Origin of the sequence: Trichococcus palustris (assembly GCF_900114465.1) — a bacterium.
In the GTDB taxonomy this organism is placed as follows: Bacteria; Bacillota; Bacilli; order Lactobacillales; family Aerococcaceae; genus Trichococcus; species Trichococcus palustris.
Window position 1 is genome coordinate 158,483 of record NZ_FOTD01000002.1, and the last position, 18,660, is coordinate 177,142.

Genomic DNA, 18,660 nt, shown 5'->3' on the forward strand with positions numbered 1-18,660 from the left:
ATCAGGGAGGAAGAAGAATATGACAAAGCAATGGGTTTACCGTTTTTCAGAAGGATCAAAGGAACAAAAAATGTTATTGGGAGGAAAAGGCGCTAATCTGTCGGAAATGACGAACCTCGGCTTGCCCATCCCGCCCGGCTTCACCATCAGCACGGAATCCTGTATCCATTTCTTCGATGAAGGGAAAACCCTTTGGCCTGCTTTGAACAAGCAAATTGAAACCGCTCTTACCGAGTTGGAAGAGACAGTCGGCAAGTCTTTCCATGATCCTGCCAATCCGCTGTTGGTTTCCGTCCGTTCCGGCAGCGCCTTCTCGATGCCGGGCATGATGGACACGATCCTGAATCTCGGTCTGAACGATAAATCCGTTGAAGGCTTGGCAGAACAGACGCAGAATCCTACCTTCGCCTACGACAGCTACCGCCGTTTCATCCAGATGTTCGGTGATGTCGTGAAGAACGTTTCCCGCATCCATTTCGAATCCATCCTGGATACCATCAAGCACGTCAACGGCTACGAATTCGATAATCAATTGACGTTGGAGGATTTGACCGATCTGATCAGGCAATACAAGGAAGTCTACTTGCGCGAAACCGGCGAAAACTTCCCGCAGGAACCGATGGACCAATTGCGCCAATCGATCCAGGCCGTCTTCGCTTCCTGGAACAATGAAAGGGCTATCTTGTACCGCGACATCCACCATATCGCACACGATCTCGGGACAGCCGTCAATGTGCAGAGCATGGTGTTCGGGAACCGCGGCGACGACTCCGGGACCGGCGTCGCCTTCACCCGCAATCCCGCGACGGGAGAAAAGAAATTGTTCGGCGAATTCCTCATGAACGCCCAAGGGGAAGATGTGGTGGCCGGCATCCGGACCCCACTCAGCATTGATTCCCTACAGCTGGTCATGCCGGCGGTCTACACCGAATTCAAGACTATCGCAGAGAAATTGGAAGAACACTACCGCGATATGCAGGACATCGAATTCACGATCGAAAAAGGCAAACTGTACCTGCTGCAGACGCGCAACGGGAAACGGACGGCGACAGCCGCCATCAGCGTGGCCGTGGACTTGGTCAATGAAGGCATCCTTTCCAAGGAGGAAGCTGTGCTGCGCATCGAAACGGGCCAATTGGATCAGCTGCTCCACCCCACTTTCGATGAAAAGGCCCTGCCGAATGCCATCCTCTTGGCAACCGGGTTGGGCGCTTCGCCGGGTGCAGCTTCAGGACATATCTACTTCTCCACCCAGGATGCCGAGGAAGCCAACAAACAGGGAATCCCGGTCATTCTGGTCCGCCGCGAAACTTCGCCCGAAGATTTGGCCGGCATGGTCAGCTCCGAAGGCATCCTGACGGCGCGCGGTGGGATGACCTCCCATGCGGCCGTAGTCGCCCGCGGACTGGGCAAATGTTGCGTCGCAGGCTGCACCGCTGCCGTCATCAATGAAGATACCCGGACTGTCATCATCGGCGACATCATCCTGCACCAAGGCGATACCCTTTCCATCGACGGCGCAACCGGAAGGGTCTATGCCGGGAACGTCCCGAAACAAAATCCGACTTTGAGCGGTGACTTCAATACCTTCATGGGCTGGGTCAATGACATCAAGCAAATCGGCGTCAAAGCGAATGCGGACTCCCCTGCCGATTTGAGACAGGCCCTTGCATTGGGGGCGGAAGGCATCGGCCTCTGCCGGACTGAGCACATGTTCTTCCATAAGGACCGGATCCCTGCCATGCGGAAAATGATCCTGGCCCGCTCCGTCGAAGAACGCAAGAAATACCTGTCGCAACTTTTGGGCATGCAGCGTCAGGATTTCTACGAAATGTTTGCCTTACTGCAGGAAAAACCGATGACCGTCCGTCTGTTGGATCCGCCGCTGCATGAATTCCTGCCGGTCGCCAAAGAAGACAAAATCGCCTTGGCCGATGCGATGGATACGACCCTGTCCCAACTGGAGGAACACATCGACTCGCTGCATGAAGTGAATCCGATGCTGGGGCACCGCGGTTGCCGTCTGGCGGTCACTTACCCGGAAATCTACCGGATGCAGGCGCGCGCCATCATCGAAGGCGCCCTCCAGGCCGCGAAAGAGACCGATAGTGCCATCACGCCGGAAATCATGATTCCGCTTGTGTGCGACGTAGATGAGCTGCGCTATGTGAAATCCGAGATTGAGGAAGAAATCGACGAAGTCTTCATTGAACAGAATATAACCATCCCTTACCACATCGGCACCATGATCGAAATCCCGCGGGCAGCGGTCACTTCCGATGAAATCGCCACGGAAGCGGACTTCTTCAGCTTCGGCACGAACGACATGACGCAAATGGGCTTCGGCTTCTCGCGTGACGATTCCGGGAAGTTCCTGCAAGAATACGAAGACAAGGGCCTCCTGAAACCCAATCCGTTCCATTCCCTGGACGTAAAGGGCATCGGCAAACTGGTGAAGCTATCCGCCACTTTAGGGCGCGAAGCCAATCCTGACCTTGTCCTCGGCATCTGCGGCGAACACGGCGGCGACCCAAGATCCATCGCCTTCTTCTACAGCATCGGCTTGGATTACGTTTCCTGCTCCCCGTTCCGCGTGCCGATCGCACGTCTGGCCGCGGCACAGGAAACCATCAAACAACGCAAACAGGAAACACTGCCTGAGCACACGAAGGTGAAAGAAGCAGTGCATTAAGCGATAAGAACGAATGACAAAACGAACGGGGCTGTCTCTAAGAGGCAGCCTTTTCTTGTTATGCGTTTGATGCGGAGGGGCATCGGGGGCCGGAATACCCCGCCAAAAGCGCTTCGGCGGGCTAAAATACAGTATTTTTTCATAGAATAGCCTTCCGTAGGCGCCGCGGAAGGCTATACTTGGAATGGATCAATCCGAAAAAACCGCCGCCGACTTTTCGGAAGGTTTTCCCGGCATTCTCTGGGCCAAATAACCCGCCACGTTACCCGAGAACCAGCAACCGATAACATGGAATGCAGGGATTCACGAATGAAGCATTTCGCAACAGCCCGTTCGTTTTATTTTGTTCGCCGTTTTTTACGGCTTGCGAAAAGCCATAAAAAAGCCTTCTATTGCTTTTTTAGCCTGTTCATTGAAAGAACTTTTGTGCTTATTGGCTATTATTCTTATATTGCCTCCAAAAGGTTGTCAACAAGCAGAAAATATGGCAGTATATAAGAAACTTTAGGTGCCAGATGTGAATAAAGCGGCACCGCGAAGGTTCAATCAAAGACCCTGAAACAATACGAAAATCTACCCTATGGAGGAATGTAAAATGATGGAATTACCTAAATGCCCGAAATGCGGCTCAGAATACACCTATGAAGACGGCACGATGTTGGTCTGCCCGGAATGTGCCCACGAATGGAGTGCGGACGCAGCAGCAGAAACACAAGAAGACCAATTGGTTGTGAAGGATGCAAACGGCGCTATCTTGAGCGACGGCGATACCGTTACGGTCATCAAAGACCTGAAAGTAAAAGGAAGCCCCACTGCCTTGAAAGTCGGCACAAAAGTGAAGAACATCCGCTTGGTCGAAGGCGACCACAATATCGATTGCAAAATCGACGGTTTCGGCGCAATGAAACTGAAATCCGAGTTCGTCAAGAAGGCTTAATTTCTCCTGTAATACGAAAACGTGCGAGGCAATCCTATTGGATGGCTTCGCACGTTTTTTATTTTCATTCATGTGGATGATCGGTGAATAGCTATTCTTCGAGGACCTCAACTGCCTTTCAATAATACAGCGGCTGTCACGCCCGACAGCTGGGAGATAGTTTACGGATCACCATTCCTTTCTGGTCGGATACCTTTGCAAAAATCCGAATGATCATCACCCCCTACTTCACTTCACCAATCCATTGACGATAAGCGATGCATGATACCCAGTCCGCTCAGAGCAATCATGCCCAAATAAAAACACACGCATCACTCAGCATGTGTTTTTGTTTGGGGTATTAACTGGGCATAGACAGGCAACGGAAAGGACAGCCAGTGCGCGAAAAACACCATTTTGTCTTTCTGGTCTGCAAAATGATTTGCCTGACGCGAACATTGCGATCACTCCCCTACTATCATTGTAAGAAGCCTGCCTTTTTCTTATCATCTTGCCTTCATTATACTAGCCTTCTTTGCCGTTCTCAATAGGTTTACATCATCATTACAATCTTTACGCTTTCTTCATTTTATGAGGCATTTACCCTTTCGAAAGTGCTTTCTTTTGACTTTTCTGCCGCACTTGCATACAGTTAATCTACCAGGAATATTCCTTCCCTGGTTCACTTATCGAAACTGACAGTCAGTGTGAACGCAAGGAGGTACGCAACATGTCCAGCATTTTAATTACCGGTGCAAGCGGGAAAATCGGCCAAACGCTAGTCGCCCATCTCAAAACGAAATACGACCTAACCTTAGTGGATAGCGACTTTTCCAGTGTGGACGAAAGGCTGCTAAAAGGCACTACTGTGAGAGAATTGGATTTGACCGTCATCGGCAATCTGGATGGCCTTTTGGAGGGGATCGACTATCTCATCCATCTGGCCGACGATTCTTCTCCCGAAACGGATTTTGATGATGCGCTGATCAATCTGAATTACAGGCTTCCCTACAATCTTTTCGACGAGGCATCCAAATACGAAAACTTCGTGAAACGGATTATTTTTGCCAGTTCGCTCGATACAGTCGGCGCCTATCCAAAACATGTACAAGTCTCCGTGAACGACCCGGTCCGGCCGATGGACCTGTATGGCGTATCGAAAGTCTATTTGGAGGGACTGGCCAACTACTTCGCTTACAACAAAGGACAGGAGGCAATCGGCATCCGCATCGGAAAGTTTGATGCAGACTTGAACGATCCTTCTCTTGACGAAACCGTGCTTGCGGAATACCTCTCTCCGCGCGACCTGTGTCAGTTGGTCGACTGCACCTTAACGGCCACTTTGCAGGAACCCTTCCTTTTGGTTAACGGCCTATCGGACAATCGCTTCCCGCGTTTGGATATCCTGCAGGCACGGACGACCATCGGCTACAAACCACAAGACGATGCCTTCACCCTGAAAGGTTATTTCGGTGTCGATATCGGCGATCCGGTGGAGCTGGATGAATGATTTCAATGGAAGGAGCAGCCCGCTCCACCAGAATTTTGAATACCGATAATCCACGCCCCGGTCCCTGTACCCTTTCATTTGTGAACAAAATATCTATGTTTTTGAAAATGCGGTCCTTCTGTTAGAGGTAGCTATTGAACAATAGGAAACGTACTGGTACTATAGCTATTGTGAGAAACTTTTAATATACAAATATATATCCGTATATAGATGGAAGGATGACCGTAATGGCAAAGAAAAGTAAAGGCAATCAAATCCAACGCAGAAATGTAACACCAACGGTTCCAAATCTTCACAACAACGGCAATGCGCAGGCAACCAAAAATATCCCCGCATCTGAAAATCCGGCATTGCAAAATTCATACACCTATACGATGGCAGGGATGCTGCTGGGTGCATTAGTGGGCTACTTCTTGTTGGGCAATCTGAATCTAGGTTTCGGGATTGGTATCCTGATCGGTGGTGTCGTCGATGTCTTCTTAAACAACAAGAAGAAAAAGAAGCGCGAAGCAATCGAAAAAGAAAACGCCGAGAAAAAAGTGTAAGCCTATTCCTGATCAGCGCGCGGGTATTGATTGGGAATAAAATTTAAAAATGCTGAAAGTGCTGGATTCTGTAACGTACAGAATCCAGCACTTTTTTCTATTTATAGAAATAATCAATCAAAACCAAGTATGTCCGGATGAAAAAAGAGAAAAAAAAAGTCATAGGCTGAACGGATACATCCAACATATGACTTATTTTATTATGCGGCCAAGAAGACTCGAACTTCCACGGGAGAAACTCCCACCAGCCCCTCAAGCTGGCGCGTCTGCCATTCCGCCATGACCGCGAAACCAACTATTTCATTATAATATTGAAGCGCTTTTCTGTCAACGCCTGTCTGATAATTTATTTCTCAAACATCTGGAAAGGTAATTTGAGAAAATAAAGCCCATTGCAAATATTTATTGTATAGAATTTACTTGAATATTTCTGTAAGAATTCTCTTCTCCACGGATCAATTGAGCCAAACCGATATTTTTCTTCCCTTTACAGCAGTTACCGTTAACAATGAGCATGGTTATTTTGAAACAAAACATTTATTTATTAATGTGATAACTCCAGCACCTTCTCGTGAACTGCCGATTTATAATTGTTATGATGCATTCCTTGAAATAAGAATACATCATAACGCTTCTTTGAAATTTATATCTAGGTTTGTATTCGTTATTCGATAAGCTTTACCGTTGTATATTTGCTTAATGAATCTAAATCATTGGAACTTGCATCAACAGAGAATTTAGCTCCATTAACATCAACTATTTTTGCTATAATACGTCCGTTAATATGACCATTTGGCCCGCCATTATCTGTAACAGTGCCATTTGGTGCATAAAGAATTCCATAAATTTCACTGGTCCCACCATTAAATGTTATATTTCCATTGATAGAATAAAAAGTCACTGAATCCGCTGAAGTTTGAGCGGCACTATTAGCAGTTATATTCCCAGTAGCAACCACGACTCTATCCCCCGGTATACGGGCTGTGATAGTTAAATTCCCGATAAAATAAATATCGTCAGTGCCTGCGACTGCATTATTAAATTCTGCGACTGTTGTGCAAATAGTAGCTTGAGCTTTTATTAAATTCGAAAAATCCGGCATAGGTATTACGGGATTATTTGTAATCGTGTCCCCTGTAATCGTTCCACTCACATTGGCTGTACTTGTAGAGCTGACAACATCACCGTCTATTTCATTCCCTGATCCATTAAAAGAAACCCCATTTCTACCATATACACTTCCACCGATTATGTGTTTGCCGCCGGTAAAAGTAAGAGCACCGCCGCCAGCAAAAACAGCATAATTAAAAGCATCTCCACCTTCAGTTGCCTTTTGAGCTACTGCACGTGCCTTTACATTGGTTTCTAGTAACCCCAAAACTCGAGCAAAAGTATATGAAACATTTTTTGTGGAGACAACTTCAATTTTGCTTGGATTATTATCATAAGTAGTGTCAACCAATGTTTCTGTTTTTGGAACTCCATTCGCTTCAGCATAATTTTTAGCTGTGGCTTCAGCATCAATGGCTGTCCCCAAGTCCTGTGCTCCAGCCAAAGCAGCTGCATCCGCTGCATTTTGAAGTTGGCTCTTTTGTACATAAAGGTTACCGACGTCAACGACTAGAGCAGCAAATCCCAGAAGCACCGTTAGCATTAAAGCAACCATAATCAGCGCTTGACCTTGCTCTTCTTTTTTGAGTCTCTTGATTAGCTTCAGCAACATCATCCCCACCTCTCAAAAAGTATTCTTGTCTTGAACTGAAAGACTGATCGACTAATTTTCTTAATACCATTTTCCCTAGTCATTTCCATCTATTACATTAACCAAGATATAGAATTGTATCAGTACTGATGTCAAATCCTCAATTATTGAAGATGAGCTTATCTCCAATCTGCAATTTTTCATTTAAGATGTATGCATTCGCTTCAATGACATATTTTGCTTTCCTGACGATAGGCGAGATGCTCCCAGGTTTCACGCTGTCCATGATATGAACGACTCGGTTCTCCTTGTCCAAAAAAATGACATCAATCGGGAATTTCATGAAGAAACAATGCACGCTATTGCAGGGAGTTATCATTAAACCACTATTTTCGGGTATCGATTTGACACCCATCAAACCGCGGAAACGGCTGAAAAAGGTTTCCGCGATTCGTAGATCCTCCAAAATGACTTGATTGGTTCTTTCGTTAATTAATTTAGCCATATCACATTTTACCTTCCAATACGTTTCTTGCTTTGTTCTCTTCGTGCAACGTTTCTTCTGCCCGGTAGGTAAATTGGTAGCCACCGGACTCAAATGAATCCTGATTGTAGATTTCTTTATTTGTAAAAATTTCCCGGTTCAATTTGAATATCCCGGGCGGTGAGGTCATAAGTTCGATATGAATCGGAAGATAAGCCTTCGACAGAGAGCGGTACCCTTCCAGCCATTTACGATTGGTGTGACTGGTTGTTACATGTACCGTCAACAAATAAGGGATTTTAGGGCCATTCAAGACCAAATCAGCATCTGACGACATCTCTCCGAACCCAATAACTATCTCGCCAATTTTCTTCGGCAACAGCATCTCTTGCGAAGCTTCGGAAAAATCTATCCGCTTATATTCTAAATAACGCGGAATCTGCAGCGCTTTTTTCATTTTCAACACGTATAGCAGTCTCCCTATCATAAAAGCAAATAGCGGCAAAAGAAGTACAATAGCCACTGCGGCTCCATTTTTTGCGAAGAAATCTCGAATATTGAGGATGAACAATGCTGTTCCAGAAACGACTGTCACAGTTCCTTTTATGTCTGCCTTTACGATCGTCAAGGGATCTTCAGCTGCTACATTCACAGTAAAGTCCTGTTTTTCCAACGATGCGTCTTCCGACAGGTTGACCGTAAGGGGTGCATCCACTGTTTGGTTTGGTTTCAAAGTAAGGATTTTTTCTTCTGAAGATGCGTTTTCGGATGCCAGCGTTACATGCACCGTTTCGCTTCTGCCGGAATGATTTTCCAAACGCAGCGGCATGGTCACCTCTCCGCCCGGTTTCCCGGCCAGATTTGTTTCAACCAACGATCCTTCAATTTCGCCGGAAGACACGACTTGATAGGTTCCCATCTCTTTTTCCAAAGTGAAATTACCGCCCGGATAGCTGCCTTGAACGACTAGGGTAGCGAAGAAGTCACCTTCCACATCAAAAGGCAGCACCATGGTATAGATACCATCTCCCGTTACGGCATCGCCGCTGCTTTCCTGTTCGCCATCGCGCATGGGATAGATTTCTTGTCTGCCGTCCGCAAAGTTTCCAACCAAATTGAAGCTGTTTATCGTAATATCTTGCGTTCCGTCCATTTGAAGATAGCCGGTTACGGTTTGGTTTTCCGACACCTTGAAGATGGCATCTTGGAGAGCCACCTCGCTGGCCAACACGGGCAGTTGCTGCACGGACACTGTCGTCAGGCTGTTCGTCACAATTGTTCCCCCGTCTTTGATTCGGGTATCCAAGGTATACGTTCCTGCTTGATCGACTTGATCGTAACTTCCCACGTAATTGCCCGCTTCAAGCGTCAAAGGGATCGTTTCTGTCTCAGAAGCGCCATTTTTAGATACCACAACTTCCACGGACATGTCTTCATTAAGTTCGCCGGTAACGGCAACCGATAACGCAATCGGTTCATGGAGCGGTAGCTGTGTATTGGCTTTTGGTTCCACAAGCCAAGATTTTAAGGATAGATCCTTGTCGCCGAACAATTGTACATTGCCCGTCCCGTTGATGACCAGTTCCCACTCTCCGTTCAATTCTTTGTCTGCTTGATTCATCGTGACGATGCTGTAGTTTTCATTTTTTTGTACGACAACTTTACCTGTCGTATCCGTTCCGTTTGCCGACCGGACAGTAACGTTGGTACCCGTTGTGTCATTGGCTACTACCATCGTCACCTGTGAGGTATAATTATCCACCTGAAAAGGCAAAATAGTCTCTCCGGTGACCGGCATTGTTTCGTTCCAAAATCCCTGCCTGTTCTTCAACGTCCGCAGCACTTCAAAAAAGTTGACCGCGATTTCGCTGGAGCTTCCAAGAAACTTGGCTTCCCCCCGCGTGTCCGTTGCTATCCTCTGTAGCGTGCTTGGGTCAGCAGTACCGAATCCAAGTGCATAGACCGCGTAATTCTTAAGCCCGAGTTGGGCTGTCGTTTGCCACAGTGTATCCATGTAGGCGGACATGAAAGCGGCATTTTCGCGCAATGCGTAATCCGGTTCCGGCACGCCATCCGTCAAGAAGATGATGACTTTCCGGATATTTTTGTCAGTATAGCTGTCCAATTGTTGTTCCGCCTTTTGCAAGGCCAACTGGTAATTGGTGTTCCCGTCTGCACCCACAATAGCCGCTAGCGTTCCTTTGATTGCCTGTTTGTTCGTTGCATCTCCGACCGATTGCATCGGGGCCAATTCTTTCACGTCCGTCGAAAAGGAGACGATGCCCACATAATCTTCCGGACTGAGCATATCTACAAAGATTTCAGCGGCCGTCTTCCGGAGATTGCCGGGATCCGTCTCCGCCATGCTGCCGGATGTGTCGATGACGAGGGATACGGCAATCTCTTCCGAGGTGCTGTTCTCTGCTGCCGATAAGGATGGCATAAATCCGAATCCGACGATAGCCATCGTTAACCAGATGGTCATTATTTTTTTTAGCTGCATGCTCTGCGCCTCCTTTCCTGCGGTTATTTCATTAAGGTGTTCATGACGTTGATGGCAGCCGGTCCCAGAATGACGACGAATAGCGCCGGAAACATGAGGAATACAATCGGGAAGAGCATCGTAGTCGGTATTTTAGCCGCTTTTGCTTCCGCCCGTTGGCGTTTGCTCAGCCGCATCGTATCCGCCTGGATCCGCAAGACATTCCCGATGTTGGATCCCATTTCCTCGGCCTGGATGATGGACGTAACGAAAGTCCCCAAATCAGCGACTTGTGTCCTTTTGACCATATCCCGCAAAGCTTCGGAGCGATCCCTGCCTTTATTCATCTCATTCATGGTGTACAGCAACTCATCGCTCAAAGGCCCTTTCATCTTGTCCGTCGTCCGATAGATGGCCATGTCGAATGACAGTCCGGCCTCCACACTCACATAGAGGATATCCAAAAAGCTGGGCAAAGCATATTCGATCTCCTCTATCCTTTTTTGCGATTTTGACTTCAAGGAAAAATAGGGCAGCAAAAATCCGATGGCGCCCGCCAAGAAAACATACAACGTGTTGGACGGTTGGGCGGTCACTTTCATCAGATAGTAGGCCACAAACGAAAGGAGGATGCCCAACATCAGCTGGGTGGCGATGACATTGTTGAACTTTATTTTGTCTTTTGCGCCGCTGCTGCTGAGCAAAAGATCATACTGGTCTTTGATGGCCGATGGCGCCAGATTCCCTAATGTTTGGATTATTTTTTCATAGCCCGGATTGATGACCCGTTCGGCAAAGGATTCCCGCATTTCTTCATCAAAGACATCGCGGGTATCCGCCATCTCCTTGACATTATCGAGTCGCTCCCGCAGCATCTGTCTGGGACGCAGCAATAGATCATAGCACAGATAAAACAGAAGCGAACTGGTGACAAACAGCGACAAGTATACAAGCAATTCCATTTTTATCCCCCCTATAATTTAACTTTTACGATTTTAGTCAATGCAAAGGCTCCGACTAGTATCATGCCGACCGCAACGCCCAACATCATCAGGCCCAATGGTTCGGTGAATAGGGTGCCGATATATTCTGGATTAAACATAAATATCACAGCGGCAATCGCCACCGGCAGGATGCCAATGACAACGGCCGACATCTGGCTCTGCGAAGTGAGTGTGTGGATATCCCCTTTCAGTTTGACCCGCTCGCGGATGGTTTGGGAGATGGTATCCAGTATTTCGGAAAGGTCCCCACCGACCTGCAGATGAATCAGCAAGGTCGTGATTAAAATGTCCAGGTCCTCATCATCCGTGCGTTTCGCCAATTCTTGCAAGGCCTCATCCATGTTCTTACCGTAGGAATTGTCACGCAATACTTTCGCAAACTCGTCGGCGATGGGTGCCTCCATTTCCCTGCTGACGACAGCCATCGCCTGCGGGAAACTGAACCCTGCCCGCAAACCATTGGCGATCAGACTCAACGCCTGCGGCAATTGGGCATTGAGTTGCTTCGCCCGTTTCTTGCGGGTGCTTTCCACAACGGTTTCCGGCAATCTGTAGCCAAGGATGAATCCCAACGCCAGCAGCAACCCGTTATCCGTCAACAGAAACAGCACGCCCCCTAAAAAAAGCCCACTCATTATGGAGATTTCAATGAATTCGATGGGTTTCATCTTGATATACGCCTGCAATAATTTCAATCTAATGTTCGCATAATAATTGGATTTTTCGATATTTTCTACAACCTGTTTCAACACCCCCAGCAAAAGGGTAGATTGTTTTGTTTCTTCTTCCGATTGGTATTCCTGAAGCGTCTTGCCCGTCCGTAATAAGCGGTTCTTGATGCTGTATCTGCGCTCAAAAAACAACAAATATAACGTATAGAAGCAAAAACAGGCTGTCACAAAGATGAACATTACTAACATCGTATCCATGTCAGCTCCCCTTTCTGAAAGGGTCCAGATTGCTGCCTATTGTTTTGAAAAGGCTTGGCGGGACGTGCTCGCCGTGCGCTTTTATTTTGTCCAGAAAATTCGGCATGATGCCGGTGGCTTGCAGCTTACCTTTGACGGTTCCGTGTTCATCGAATCCATTTTGCTTAAAGATGAAAACATCCTGCAAGGTTACCATATCCCCTTCCAAGCCTATGATTTCACTGATTTTCGTCACTTTCCGCGTGCCATCGATCATCCGTTCAACCTGGACAATCAAATCGATGGCAGACGCAACCTGCTCACGGATGGCGCGGGACGGCAATTCAATCCCTGACATCATCACCATCGTCTCCAAACGGGACAGACTGTCTCTCGGCGTATTGGCATGGATGGTCGTCAAGGAGCCATCATGCCCCGTATTCATCGCCTGCAGCATATCCAAGGCTTCGCCGCCCCGGACTTCGCCAACGATGATGCGGTCTGGCCGCATCCGCAAGGAATTGACGACGAGATCACGGATGGTGATGTGCCCCTTGCCTTCTATATTGGCCGGCCTTGATTCCAAGGTGACCACATGCGATTGTTGCAGTTGCACTTCAGCCGCATCCTCGATTGTGACAATCCTTTCCGATTCCGGTATGTAGCTGGAAAGAACATTCAGCAGGGTCGTTTTCCCCGAACCGGTTCCTCCCGACACGAGAATATTGATCCGTCCTTTTACGCATAGGCGCAGGAACTCTGCAATGTCGCCATTTAACGTTCCAAACGTAATCAGATCATCGGTCGTCAAGGGATCCTTGGAAAATTTACGAATGGTGATGGAAGGTCCCTTCACAGCCAATGGCGGAATGATGATGTTGACCCGCGAGCCATCGGGCAGACGGGCGTCCACGAGTGGTGAACTCTCATCCACCCTTCTCCCCAAAGGAGAGATGATTTTGTCGATGATGTGCATGACATGTTTGTCATTGCGGAATTCGTTGTCCGTCTTCACGATTTTCCCTTTTCGTTCAACGAAAATATTCATGGGACCGTTCACCATGATTTCGGTTACGGTATCATCATTCAACAAGTCGCTGATCGGGCCGAATTGATAGATTTCATTCATGACGGACTGGCTTACCTTCTGCTTGTCCGCAAAAGACAGATGCCGTTTCTGCTCAAAGATCCTGCTTCCGATGATTTCATTTATTTTTTCCAACGTCTTTTTCTGTGCAGAGGCGTCATTGTCCTCTTTTGTCGCAGGGATCTGGTCAATCACAATCTGCAGGACATCATAGGCCAATTCATCCAGGTCTCTTCTTCTTTTCACCAATCCATTCTGAATTTCTTCTTTTTCTTCGGCATTCGTTGCCGCTGCAAAGCCGAAATTCCCATAAGTTTCCAGATTCATGTTACTCACCCTCTTCTTACTGTTTCTTTGTTTTTACGCTTTCATCGGCTCATCCTGAATAAATTGCATGCGCATTTTATCGATATTTTTGGAAAGGATATTTTTCGGATACTCATAAACAAGCGGCACACCGCGATTCAAAGAGGAAAGTACCCTGCGATAATCTAACCCGATCGAAGCATCCACTTTTTTATTCAGTGTAGCTTCCACATCCTTTTTCTTGATGTCTCCTCTGCTGTCTTCTTTGTTCAGTACGATCCGAAGTTTGGATTGTGGAAAGTTGAGGTCCTTCAAGGTGACGAGCAATGCCTTGGTATTGCGGACGGATGAAATTTCTGGGGCGGTGATGACCAATAGATGGTCAGCCAGTGCCAAGGCTGGCATAATCGTCTCGATGAACCGCGCCGGCATGTCGACGATGACGTAGTCAAATGACTCCCTTAACGCTTCCAGTATGATGCGGATATGTTCGGCATTGATGAATTCATTCATTTGTGGTTGGAGGTTTGCCGGCAAGACTTTGATGCCGGACTCGTGGGGAATGAGGTAGCTTTCAATCAAGTCGCTGTCCATATGCCGGATATCATCGATGACATCCGAAATGGTAAATTTTGGGTACAGATTCAGCGCTAAGGCAGCATTGCCCAAGTCCAAATCCAAATCGACGAGGACAATCCTTTTTTCAGGATCCTTTGCCAAGGATACCGCCAGATTGATGGACACGAAAGTCTTCCCGACACCGCCTTTGGTGCTGAATACCGTGTAGACTTGTCCGAGTTCACTTTTTCTGATTTTTTTCTGAGGAGCTTCCTGTTTGGTGGTCACGGTGCGTTCCTTCAATTGCTGGATACGATAGATGGCATTCAGCAACTTTTCCGGATCAACCGGTTTGACCAGTACATCCTTCGCACCGGCAAACAACGCATTGTGCATCGTCTCCTCCAGCAACTCTTCCTCCATCATGATGATGCCGGTGTGAGGATACTGGTCAGAAATCTTTTTTGCGAATGCATATCTTTCACCGTTCCTACCGGAACCCATCAACAGAATGTCCGCCGGGGAGCGTTCCATCGATTCCCAGGTCTGCTCTTCATCGATGAAGTCGCCAGCCAATCGGATATAATCAATGTTTTTCAACATCTCCACAATACGCAGGCGTTCCGTTTCCGAATCAGCTAATAACAATAATCTCATCTTATTCACTGTGCTCACCGCTCTTTCCATGAATCAAAATTTGCTGTTCCGTAATTTGGTAATTCTTGTTTCACAGTGTCTACAACATTTCGAAGCGTAAAGTAGAACGTTCCATTGACTGCTGCATAGGCGATCACTTCTGCTTGCGCTGGTGTCACTAATAACGTCAACGATGTAGGGATGCCCGTTTGCTGTCCTTCTGTTCCCGTCGTATAGGGGCCTTTTTCTAAAATTTTAATATTCTGCAGTTGTGTCATTACAACCTTTTGGTCTGCGGAAGGAGTGTAGTTCACCAAAACGTCAACACTATCACCGGGCATAATGTACCCACCAATACCGCTCGTTTCGGTTGTAGGCACCGTAACCGCCCTCATATTTTCAGGGATTTGATAGGCCAATGGTGAATCGCCGGTATCCGTCACGATGCGATCGGTCAATACTTGTTCCCCTGCAATCAACGCTGTCGTGGTTGTACCCCCTACTACATCTGCGATACTCGTATACGTGTCCGCATGCACTGCTTCAGTCGGGATTTTCTTTATTTCCAGCATTTCTTCCGTCACTTTCACATGGGCAGGAACCGTGCTGATGGCCACGACCACTTCACTCATTGCCGCTTTATTTTCCTGGCTGGCAGCCTCTACTTGACCCAGATAGAAATACACCATCCCTGTAGTGATTAATGCCAAAATTGCTGTGATGATCCAAATTCTCTTTTTTGTTTTCATTCAGATTTCACCTCTCCCTAATTTTTCGAATCATATTATCGTTATCGCCAATTATTGTCCCCCAGATTACAAACGTTCTCTATGTATTTGTCATTCCATTCTCATACTGACTTGGCTTTGCAGTGTGACGGGGTCAGGCAGAATGGTACTCGGCAAGAACCCCACTAATGGCGATATCTTTGTTGATACGGTTACGGTTACCTGACTGCCTTTAGTATATGTACTAGGCGAAACAGTCACAACTTTGATTCCCGTGACTACAGTTGCTTTTCCTAGGGCAACGGATTGTGCATTAACGAATTCTGTTGCATCCAACACCGATACCGCTCTAGCTCCTTCTCTCGCCGCTTCGGCAACCGAAATTTTGGCATACAATAGCCAGCCAACATCCATCGATCCTAAAATCAAGATCAAAAGAATCGGCAGAACCAAGGCAATTTCAACGAGTGATTGTCCTCTTTCACTTTTTCTCAGTTTCGATAAGATTTTCAAGACAATTACCTTCTTTCATCAAAAAATGTCAATGCCTTGATTATAAACAATCAAAACCAGTACGGCTCCACCAGCGATGGCGATACCATAAGGAATATAGATTTTTGTGTAATTCTGACCATTTTTAACGAAACGTTGTTGCAAATGATCAATTTTTTCGTTATAGCCAAGTTGGTTCATTAACTGAAATAGAAAACGTATAAGAGATAACACCATTTTCTTTATATAGTCTCGTAATTTCCCCGTATATAGCAAGTATACAAGTACCATGAATCCGCCAACCAAAGCAGAATAGAGTGCTGTAACCAGTGAAAAACGCCAGCCCATCAAGGCCCCTATAGCTCCCATTAGCTTGACATCTCCGGCACCCATCCCACCCACGACAAAAGGCAGAAAGAATATGGCCAACCCTACTAGCAATCCTCCTATACTCTGTATCAATCCCATCCAGCCTCCGGCGAATAAGTTTAACAAAATGCCAATCAAGATTCCTGGAAACGTTATTTTATTCGGTATTTTCCTTTCTTTTGCATCAAAGAAACCTGATAACATAACCAGTATTAATAAAAAGATATCATTTGTAAGTGCCATTTCAATTCTCCTCCCACTGTTTTTTATGATTTAAATATTTATAATTGCAGATAACATTTCAGCATAATGGAGTAGCACTTTTAGAAAAAATTCCCGCTAAATAAGCGGGAATTTCACATTAATATTAATATATGCTATCAAGCTGGAACTACTAATTTAGTGTTAATCTTGCTGAATATATCACTAATTTTAGCACCTAAAGTAGGCATTACTAAAATTGCTGCAATTGATATTAATGCAATTATCAATGCGTACTCTACCAAACCTTGCCCTTCTTCTTCTTGAACTAATCTTTTCATGATTTTCATGATGTGTTCCTCCCTAATATATATTATTTTATATAAATTGAACTTAAACTAGGTTCATAAGTTCAGTATATATAGTTATTGATTAAAAAACGGATGTACTAAAGAATTCATTTCATTGTGTAATTTACACATTAACCAGTAGATAAAATCGGAATTTTTATGCAGGAACAATTAATTTATCCTTTATCCCTTCAAACACATTACTAATTTTAGTGCCTAACAAAGGCATTGCTACAATTGCCGCAATCGAGATTAATGCAATTATCAACGCATACTCCACTAAACCTTGTCCTTCTTCTTCCTGAACTAATCTTCTCATGATTTCCATGATCTTTTCCTCCTCTTTCTATCCGCTTCTTTATGTTGTTGTTGTTTATGAGGCGACTTCTTTTGATTGAAATCACTTCATTGAGCAACAACTCCATTTGTCAATAGACATGCCTTCCCATTTACAGATCTATTCAAAAATAGAGTTCTTCAAAAACAATTTTAGGCAATAACATTAAATCCTTCTAACCTCTTTATATACATTTCTACTAAAAACGTTTATAATTTTTATTAGGATAGTATCTTTTGAACAAATTAAATAAAGCTAGGGTTTAAGAATTTTACTGGAAGATTGAGCGTATCTTTAAAAGTAAGTTTATTTTACTAACTTGTTAAATTGCTTGTTAAATTTGGATTATCATAGGGATGTTCCGTTGATTAAACAGCCGCAGTGTGTTGTGCTTGGAAGATTTTTAAGATGAGTTTTGATGATAGGACTTTGTGTTGAATCTCTTTGTTTTTGTGTGGTTGGTGACATTGGTGAAGTTCTTGCTGAAAAAAGTTGGATGGTAAAAGTGGTTTGATGATGAATTATTGGAAAGAAGAAAGAATTTTGTGGAATGTTTGATGTCGGATTTCATTGATGTGATACGTTGTATTTAACTTATGACTTTATTTTATATTATTTTTATGAATGTTCAATCCACAGATTTACGGATCCTGTATAAAATATAGACACTATTCAGTAATTTGTTCATATTTTTAACATTTGATACGAAATTATTGTTTTTTTAAGGAGGTTTTTTTGATGGCAGATGATATGGACAGCAGAAGTACACGCAGAACCAAGCATTTATTTAAGGATGCATTATTGAGATTGTTGGAAACGGAAAGCTTCGCATACATATCGGTCAAGGATATCGTAGAGACTGCTGACTTTAACCGCACAACTTTCTATAATCATTACATCGACAAATTCGATTTACTGGATGACGTAACCAAAGATCTACTGGACGAATTTGGGGATGCCCTCCAAAAAAGCTTTCAAAAGTATTATCCAAACAGTAAAATACTGATGAAAAAAACAGATATCACCATTTTTGAATTTGTTTATCAGAACAGACACGGCCTTTCGATCTGCAAGCAAACCGAACTTCTGCCGAATTTCTCACAAAAATGTTCACAGGCTGTGTTGGATAAGCTGATCGATGTATGGTCCCCACAGGTTGATATGGCGGAACACAGATTTAAGGCATATACAAAAATATTTACCTATGGATTGATGGGTACAATTTCCGGTTGGATGTCTGAAGACTTTTCTACTTCTCCTGAAACGGTTACACAAGAATTTATCGATTTCTACAATTTTAAAGTCGAAAACATGCACTAGTAATCATTAGCTTATTATTTAGCTCCTATAGAA

General features: G+C 45.3%; 17 protein-coding genes and 1 tRNA gene. 5 read left to right on the forward strand and 13 right to left on the reverse strand.

Features of this window, described 5'->3' with window-relative positions:
- The first annotated feature begins 19 nt into the window (after positions 1-19).
- The 4 genes from ppdK to BM101_RS02125 all read left to right on the forward strand — a co-directional run bounded on the left by ppdK (position 20) and on the right by BM101_RS02125 (position 5,663).
- A complete protein-coding gene (ppdK, locus tag BM101_RS02110) occupies positions 20-2,692 on the forward strand; it encodes a pyruvate, phosphate dikinase (RefSeq protein WP_087029947.1) in 2,673 nt (890 codons plus the stop codon).
- A 595-nt stretch (positions 2,693-3,287) separates the two neighbouring features.
- Positions 3,288-3,629, forward strand: a complete 342-nt coding sequence (locus BM101_RS02115; RefSeq protein ID WP_087029944.1) for a zinc ribbon domain-containing protein YjdM — start codon at positions 3,288-3,290, stop codon at positions 3,627-3,629.
- Between the two features lie 709 nt (positions 3,630-4,338).
- Positions 4,339-5,118 (forward strand): NAD-dependent epimerase/dehydratase family protein, encoded by a 780-nt coding sequence (locus BM101_RS02120; protein ID WP_087029941.1) that lies wholly within the window; start codon positions 4,339-4,341, stop codon positions 5,116-5,118.
- A 227-nt stretch (positions 5,119-5,345) separates the two neighbouring features.
- Positions 5,346-5,663: a hypothetical protein gene (locus tag BM101_RS02125; protein WP_087029938.1), complete on the forward strand. Its 318-nt coding sequence runs from the start codon at positions 5,346-5,348 to the stop codon at positions 5,661-5,663.
- Positions 5,664-5,866: 203 nt separating this feature from the next.
- On the opposite strand, the gene BM101_RS02130 is transcribed toward BM101_RS02125, so the two are convergent.
- From BM101_RS02130 to BM101_RS02190, 13 genes are all read right to left on the reverse strand, one after another.
- Positions 5,867-5,950: transfer RNA gene (locus tag BM101_RS02130), tRNA-Leu, on the reverse strand.
- 377 nt (positions 5,951-6,327) lie between these two features.
- A complete protein-coding gene (locus tag BM101_RS02135) occupies positions 6,328-7,389 on the reverse strand; it encodes a pilus assembly protein TadG-related protein (RefSeq protein ID WP_087029935.1) in 1,062 nt (353 codons plus the stop codon).
- A 136-nt stretch (positions 7,390-7,525) separates the two neighbouring features.
- Complete coding sequence (locus tag BM101_RS02140; RefSeq protein WP_087029932.1) at positions 7,526-7,870, reverse strand: DUF192 domain-containing protein; 345 nt, start codon at positions 7,868-7,870, stop codon at positions 7,526-7,528.
- Between the two features lies 1 nt (position 7,871).
- Positions 7,872-10,352 carry a vWA domain-containing protein gene (locus BM101_RS02145; protein WP_087029929.1) on the reverse strand — a complete coding sequence of 827 codons (2,481 nt, stop codon included), beginning with the start codon at positions 10,350-10,352 and terminating at the stop codon, positions 7,872-7,874.
- Positions 10,353-10,375: 23 nt separating this feature from the next.
- Entirely contained in the window at positions 10,376-11,293 is a 918-nt protein-coding gene (locus tag BM101_RS02150; RefSeq protein ID WP_087029926.1) for a type II secretion system F family protein, read from the reverse strand.
- An 11-nt stretch (positions 11,294-11,304) separates the two neighbouring features.
- Positions 11,305-12,264: a type II secretion system F family protein gene (locus BM101_RS02155; protein ID WP_087029923.1), complete on the reverse strand. Its 960-nt coding sequence runs from the start codon at positions 12,262-12,264 to the stop codon at positions 11,305-11,307.
- 1 nt (position 12,265) lies between these two features.
- Positions 12,266-13,657, reverse strand: coding sequence for a CpaF family protein (locus BM101_RS02160; protein ID WP_087029920.1), 1,392 nt, complete (start codon positions 13,655-13,657; stop codon positions 12,266-12,268).
- A 33-nt stretch (positions 13,658-13,690) separates the two neighbouring features.
- On the reverse strand, positions 13,691-14,851 hold the full coding sequence (locus BM101_RS02165; RefSeq protein WP_245825595.1) for an AAA family ATPase: 1,161 nt from the start codon (positions 14,849-14,851) through the stop codon (positions 13,691-13,693).
- Between the two features lie 14 nt (positions 14,852-14,865).
- Positions 14,866-15,579, reverse strand: coding sequence for a Flp pilus assembly protein CpaB (cpaB, locus tag BM101_RS02170; protein WP_087029914.1), 714 nt, complete (start codon positions 15,577-15,579; stop codon positions 14,866-14,868).
- Positions 15,580-15,669: 90 nt separating this feature from the next.
- The gene (locus BM101_RS02175; RefSeq protein WP_177194329.1) at positions 15,670-16,071 is read right to left on the reverse strand and encodes a TadE/TadG family type IV pilus assembly protein; all 402 of its coding nucleotides are present in this window, start codon (positions 16,069-16,071) and stop codon (positions 15,670-15,672) included.
- 18 nt (positions 16,072-16,089) lie between these two features.
- Positions 16,090-16,662 (reverse strand): A24 family peptidase, encoded by a 573-nt coding sequence (locus BM101_RS02180; RefSeq protein ID WP_087029907.1) that lies wholly within the window; start codon positions 16,660-16,662, stop codon positions 16,090-16,092.
- Positions 16,663-16,799: 137 nt separating this feature from the next.
- Positions 16,800-16,970, reverse strand: coding sequence for a Flp family type IVb pilin (locus BM101_RS02185; RefSeq protein ID WP_218149861.1), 171 nt, complete (start codon positions 16,968-16,970; stop codon positions 16,800-16,802).
- 157 nt (positions 16,971-17,127) lie between these two features.
- Positions 17,128-17,298 (reverse strand): Flp family type IVb pilin, encoded by a 171-nt coding sequence (locus BM101_RS02190; protein ID WP_218149862.1) that lies wholly within the window; start codon positions 17,296-17,298, stop codon positions 17,128-17,130.
- A gap of 747 nt (positions 17,299-18,045) precedes the next feature.
- On the opposite strand from BM101_RS02190, the gene BM101_RS02195 reads away from it, so the two are divergent.
- On the forward strand, positions 18,046-18,627 hold the full coding sequence (locus BM101_RS02195; RefSeq protein ID WP_087029903.1) for a TetR/AcrR family transcriptional regulator: 582 nt from the start codon (positions 18,046-18,048) through the stop codon (positions 18,625-18,627).
- The last annotated feature ends 33 nt before the right edge of the window (positions 18,628-18,660 follow it).

Coding starts and splice junctions, on each gene's coding strand:
- ppdK (WP_087029947.1), top strand. CDS start 20: ATGACAAAGCAATGGGTTTACCGTTTTTCAGAAGGATCAAAGGAACAA.
- BM101_RS02115 (WP_087029944.1), top strand. CDS start 3,288: ATGATGGAATTACCTAAATGCCCGAAATGCGGCTCAGAATACACCTAT.
- BM101_RS02120 (WP_087029941.1), top strand. CDS start 4,339: ATGTCCAGCATTTTAATTACCGGTGCAAGCGGGAAAATCGGCCAAACG.
- BM101_RS02125 (WP_087029938.1), top strand. CDS start 5,346: ATGGCAAAGAAAAGTAAAGGCAATCAAATCCAACGCAGAAATGTAACA.
- BM101_RS02135 (WP_087029935.1), bottom strand. CDS start 7,389: ATGATGTTGCTGAAGCTAATCAAGAGACTCAAAAAAGAAGAGCAAGGT.
- BM101_RS02140 (WP_087029932.1), bottom strand. CDS start 7,870: ATGGCTAAATTAATTAACGAAAGAACCAATCAAGTCATTTTGGAGGAT.
- BM101_RS02145 (WP_087029929.1), bottom strand. CDS start 10,352: ATGCAGCTAAAAAAAATAATGACCATCTGGTTAACGATGGCTATCGTC.
- BM101_RS02150 (WP_087029926.1), bottom strand. CDS start 11,293: ATGGAATTGCTTGTATACTTGTCGCTGTTTGTCACCAGTTCGCTTCTG.
- BM101_RS02155 (WP_087029923.1), bottom strand. CDS start 12,264: ATGGATACGATGTTAGTAATGTTCATCTTTGTGACAGCCTGTTTTTGC.
- BM101_RS02160 (WP_087029920.1), bottom strand. CDS start 13,657: ATGAATCTGGAAACTTATGGGAATTTCGGCTTTGCAGCGGCAACGAAT.
- BM101_RS02165 (WP_245825595.1), bottom strand. CDS start 14,851: ATGAGATTATTGTTATTAGCTGATTCGGAAACGGAACGCCTGCGTATT.
- cpaB (WP_087029914.1), bottom strand. CDS start 15,579: ATGAAAACAAAAAAGAGAATTTGGATCATCACAGCAATTTTGGCATTA.
- BM101_RS02180 (WP_087029907.1), bottom strand. CDS start 16,662: ATGGCACTTACAAATGATATCTTTTTATTAATACTGGTTATGTTATCA.
- BM101_RS02185 (WP_218149861.1), bottom strand. CDS start 16,970: ATGAAAATCATGAAAAGATTAGTTCAAGAAGAAGAAGGGCAAGGTTTG.
- BM101_RS02190 (WP_218149862.1), bottom strand. CDS start 17,298: ATGGAAATCATGAGAAGATTAGTTCAGGAAGAAGAAGGACAAGGTTTA.
- BM101_RS02195 (WP_087029903.1), top strand. CDS start 18,046: ATGGCAGATGATATGGACAGCAGAAGTACACGCAGAACCAAGCATTTA.